We start from the raw sequence: 4,785 nt of genomic DNA on the forward strand, positions 1-4,785 counted from the left end.
GGGTAGGCACGCAGCAGGGGGGTAGGCACGCAGCAGGGTGAACTCCTTCACCTGCTCGGCCTTGGTGGCGATGGCTTCGCCGCTGGCCTTTGGCAGCTGCCCGCTGTCGTTGCGGCAACCGGCCAGACCCAGCAACAGCCCTCCTGCCAGCAATGCTGCCGTCCATCCCCACCGCATCCGCCGTGCCGGACCGCTCATGTCGTCACTCCTTGATCGAGGTGGCCATTATAGGCGCGTCGCGTCAAGGCGTTGACGCGGATTCGGCAGGAATGCATCGGAACGGTAGCGCCGGGCCATGCCCGGCGCGGTAGCCGCTACCCCCGGTTGGCGTTGGGTCCGTGCCAACCAAGGTTGGCACCTACCAAAGTGCCCCCTACCCCGGCAGGTACAGGTCCACGTAGTCGGTCACCGGCATCGCCGCCAGCGCCACCGGGTCCAGCGAGGCGGCCAGGATGCGCTGCTGCTGGGCGGTGGGGAAGCGGTGCGCCAGGTGCCGACGGAACTTGTCCATCAGCAGCGGGATACCCTCTGCGCGCCGGCGTGCGTGGCCCAGCGGGTACTCCACCAGCACCTCCGGCAGCGCGCTGCCGTCGTTGAAGCGCACCGTCAGCCCGTTGGCGATGCTGCGCTTGTCCGGGTCCAGGTAGTCGGCGCTGAGCTGCGGGTCTTCATGGCAGGTCATCTTCGCGCGCAGCGTGTCGATGCGCGGATCGGCCGCCATGTCGTCCTCGTAATCCTCGGCCACCAGCCGCCCATGCAGCAGCGCGATGGCCACCATGTACTGCACGCAGTGATCGCGGTCGGCCGGGTTGTGCAGCGGCCCCTGCTTGTCGATGATGCGGATGCAGGCTTCCTGGGTACGGATCGCGATGTGTTCGATGTCCTCGGCCGTTCGCCCCTGCGCGCGCAGCTGCTGGTGCAGGATGATCGCCGCCTCCACCGCCGTCTGCCCGTGGAATTCGGCCGGGAAACTGATCTTGAACAGCACGTTCTCCATCACGTAGCTGCCGAAGGGGCGGCCGAGGGTCAGCGCCTGGCCATGCATCGATACCGCTTCGAAGCCCCAGGTCGGTGCACTGAGCACGCTGGGGTAGCCCATCTCGCCGGTGGCGGCCATCAGCGCCAGGCGTACGCCACGGCTGGTCGCATCACCGGCCGCCCAGCTTTTGCGCGAACCGGTGTTGGGCGCATGCCGGTAGGTGCGCAGCGCCTGTCCATCCACCCAGGCCAGCGACACCGCATTGAGCATGCGCTCGCGGTCCAGACCCAGCATCTGTGCGACGACGGCGGTGGTGGCCACCTTGACCAGCAGCACGTGATCCAGGCCGACCCGGTTGAAAGAGTTGCGTAACGCCAGCACGCCCTGGATCTCGTGCGCCTTGATCATCGCCAGCAGCACGTCGTGCACGGTCGGCGGCGGGCGTCGCAACGCCGCCGCGTTGCGGCCAAGCCAGTCGGCCACGGCGAGGATGCCACCGAGGTTGTCCGASGGGTGGCCCCAYTCKGCGGCMAGCCAGGTGTCGTTGAAATCCAGCCAGCGCACCATCGCGCCGATGTTGAAAGCCGCCTGCACCGGATCGAGCACGAAGTTGGTGCCGGGGACGCGCGCGCCGTTGGCCACGCTGATACCCGGCACCAGCGGGCCCAGCAGCTTGCTGCAGGCGGGGAAGGACAGCGCCTCCAACCCGCAGCCCAACGTGTCGAGCAGGCAGTGATGCGCGGTCTGGAACGCCAGCGGCGAGTCAATGCGCGTGTCACGCACGTAGTCGACGATGTCCACCAGCAGCGCATCCCAGGCTGCACGGGCGTTGGATGGGGTGTGGCTGTCGGACATTGTTCGGTCTCCTCGTGGGGTTGCACGCTGCGACAAACCCGGTAGTCGCMAACCTTGGTTGGCGCTGGGCCTTACCCGCGCGATGCCGCTTCCATGCCGACCAAGGTTGGCACCTACCAGAGCAGGTGCAGCGCCACCCGCGCATAGCCGGCGCCATGCCAACCAAGGTTGGCGACTACCAGGCCATCACCCGGCCGGCACGCGCACCTTGCCTTCCATCAGCACGCGGGCGCTGCGGCTCATGATGGCCTTGGACACCGTCCACTGGCCGTCAACGAGTGCGGCCTGCGCACCCACGCGCAACGTGCCCGACGGATGCCCGAAGGTCACAGCCTCGCGCTCGCCGCCGCCAGCAGCACGATTGACCAGCGTGCCGGGGATCGCCGCGGCGGTACCGATCGCTACTGCAGCGGTGCCCATCATSGCGTGGTGCAGCTTGCCCATSGACAGCGCGCGGGCATGCAGATCGATGTCCGCGGCCGGGATCGCCTTGCCGCTGGACGAAACGTAGTCCTGCGCAGGGGCGACGAAGGCCACTTTCGGCGTGTGCTGGCGGGTCGCCGCGTCTTCCAGTTTCTGGATCAGGCCCATGCGCAGTGCGCCGTAGGCACGGATCTTCTCGAAACGCTCCAGCGCCGCTTTGTCTTCATTGATCGCCGGCTGCAGTTCGGTGCCGGTGTAACCGAGGTCGGCGGCGTTGAGGAAGATGGTCGGGATGCCGGCGGTGATCATCGTCACCTCGAAACTACCCACGCCCGGCACGTCCAGCGTATCGAYCARGTTGCCGGTGGGGAACATCGCACCGGCGTCACCATCGTCGGACGGATCGAGGAATTCCAGCTGGATCTCGGCAGCCGGGAAGGTCACGCCATCCAGCTCGAAATCGCCGATCTCCTGCACCTGCCCATCGCGCATCGGCACATGGGCAATGATGGTCTTGCCGATGTTGGCCTGCCAGATGCGCACGGTGCACAGGCCATCGCGCGGCACGCGGGCCGGATCGATCAGGCCGTTGGCGATCGCGAACGGACCAACGGCGGTGCTGAGGTTGCCGCAGTTGCCGCTCCAGTCCACGAATGCGGTATCGATCGATACCTGGCCATACAGGTAATCCACGTCGTGATCCGGCACCGAGGCGGTGGAGATGATCACGCACTTGCTGGTGCTGGAGGTGGCCCCACCCATGCCGTCGGTCTGCTTGCCATACGGGTCGGGCGAGCCGATCACGCGCATCAGCAGCGCATCGCGTGCGGCACCCGGCACCTGTGCGGCCTCGGGCAGGTCCTGCAGGCGGAAGAACACGCCCTTGCTGGTRCCRCCGCGCATGTAGGTAGCGGGAATACGGAGTTGCGGGAGAAAGGTCATGGATCAGTATCCTGGATGCGACGAACCAATATCGGGGTTGAGCTCCTCGTCTTCGAACAGTGCCTCCATGCCCCGCGAGGCATTCCAGATACGCACGATGAAAACGTGCGCAGGTAGCTCCACGTAATAGACCAGATAGCCGTCGAAGCGACGAACCGGATGAAAGCGCAACGGCGCTGAAAGGGTCGGCAGCAGATCCGCATGCAGTGTGGAGCCGGCACCGGGGTGTGTTTCGATCAGTCTCACCACCGATTCCACCGCATCGACGAAGCCGATCTCCAATGCTTCTCCGCCTTGATCTCCATACCAGCTTGCAGCCTGGTCAAGATCTCGAACCGCTGCAGGGGACCAGTGCGAGGGTTTCACTTGCGGTTCCGTGCACGCTCACGCAGCTTGTCGAAGTGATCGGGCGGGAGAGGCGCCGAAGGGCCGGATGCCAGCCCCTCGGCGATCAGCTTCTTGAGCAACTCCTCGGCCTTGCTCCGCTGGCGTTGCCGGATCAGGTCGCGCACGTAATCCGACGTACTGGAGTAACCGCCTTCGCGCACTTCCTCGTCCACGAACTGCTTGAGCGGATCGGTCAGCGAAATGTTCATGGTGGCCATGAGACTCTCCATTGGCAGTTTTTGCCAAGTCAGTGTGCGCCCTGCCCTGATGTCGGACAAGCCTGCCCCCACCTCCGGGGGCAGGCATTCAGCCCGGCATCACGCCACCTTGGCGCCTTCCAGGAAGTCCTGCGCGAAGCGCTGCAGGACGCCGCCGGCCTCGTAGATCGCCACTTCCTCGTCACTGTCCAGGCGGCAGGTGACCGGCACGATCACGTCCTGGCCGTCGCGGCGGTGGATGACCACGCGCAACTCGGCGCGCGGCGTGCGTTCACCGATGACGTCGAAGGTTTCGGTGCCATCGATGCCCAGGGTCAGACGGGTGGTGCCCGGCTTGAAYTCCAGCGGCAGCACGCCCATGCCGATCAGGTTGGTGCGGTGGATGCGCTCRAAGCCTTCGGCRRCAATSGCYTCCACGCCSGCCAGSCGCACGCCCTTGGCGGCCCAGTCGCGCGAMGARCCYTGSCCGTAGTCGGCRCCGGCSAYGATGATCAGSGGCTGCTTGCGSTCCATRTAGGTYTCGATGGCTTCCCACATGCGCATSACCTKGCCTTCCGGCTCGACGCGCGCCAGCGARCCYTGYTTCACGCTGCCGTCKTCRTTGSKCACCATCTCGTTRAASAGCTTSGGGTTGGCGAAGGTGGCGCGYTGYGCGGTCAGGTGGTCRCCGCGATGGGTSGCGTASGARTTGAAGTCYTCTTCSGGCAGGCCCATCTTSKCCAGGTATTCGCCAGCCGCACTCGAGGCCAGGATSGCGTTGGACGGCGACAGGTGGTCGGTGGTGATGTTGTCGGGCAACACCGCCAGCGCACGCATGCCGGCCAGCGAGCGCTCACCGGCCAATGCACCTTCCCAGTACGGCGGACGACGGATGTAGGTGCTCTGCGGGCGCCAGTCGTACAGCGGGCTCACCGCTGCGCCGTGTTCGACGCGTACGTTGAACATCGGGTTGTAGACGCTGCGGAACTGCTCCGGCTTCAC

The 4,785-nt window shown here is 66.0% G+C and carries 5 protein-coding genes and 1 pseudogene; all 6 read right to left on the reverse strand.

Annotation, left to right across the window (positions count from 1 at the left end):
- Nucleotides 1-198: hypothetical protein (locus AC1VAN_RS11710; protein ID WP_480985849.1), on the reverse strand; the 198-nt coding region annotated here is incomplete at its 3' end.
- 175 nt (nt 199-373) lie between these two features.
- A complete protein-coding gene (locus AC1VAN_RS11715; protein WP_032976606.1) occupies nt 374-1,834 on the reverse strand; it encodes a bifunctional 2-methylcitrate dehydratase/aconitate hydratase in 1,461 nt (486 codons plus the stop codon).
- A 186-nt stretch (nt 1,835-2,020) separates the two neighbouring features.
- Complete coding sequence (gene prpF / locus AC1VAN_RS11720) at nt 2,021-3,199, reverse strand: 2-methylaconitate cis-trans isomerase PrpF (RefSeq protein ID WP_480985850.1); 1,179 nt, start codon at nt 3,197-3,199, stop codon at nt 2,021-2,023.
- A 3-nt stretch (nt 3,200-3,202) separates the two neighbouring features.
- The gene (locus tag AC1VAN_RS11725; RefSeq protein WP_032976604.1) at nt 3,203-3,565 is read right to left on the reverse strand and encodes a type II toxin-antitoxin system RelE/ParE family toxin; all 363 of its coding nucleotides are present in this window, start codon (nt 3,563-3,565) and stop codon (nt 3,203-3,205) included.
- Nucleotides 3,562-3,804 carry a type II toxin-antitoxin system ParD family antitoxin gene (locus AC1VAN_RS11730; RefSeq protein WP_032976603.1) on the reverse strand — a complete coding sequence of 81 codons (243 nt, stop codon included), beginning with the start codon at nt 3,802-3,804 and terminating at the stop codon, nt 3,562-3,564. Before AC1VAN_RS11730 ends, AC1VAN_RS11725 begins: the two co-directional genes overlap by 4 nt.
- 99 nt (nt 3,805-3,903) lie before the next feature.
- Nucleotides 3,904-4,785 (reverse strand): annotated as a pseudogene (locus tag AC1VAN_RS11735) (Fe/S-dependent 2-methylisocitrate dehydratase AcnD); the annotation flags it as partial.

Source organism: Stenotrophomonas sp. 05L44_2 (assembly GCF_056665995.1).

Excerpts from the sequence above, each read along its gene's own strand:
- AC1VAN_RS11730 (WP_032976603.1), bottom strand. The coding sequence starts at position 3,804 with ATGGCCACCATGAACATTTCGCTGACCGATCCGCTCAAGCAGTTCGTG.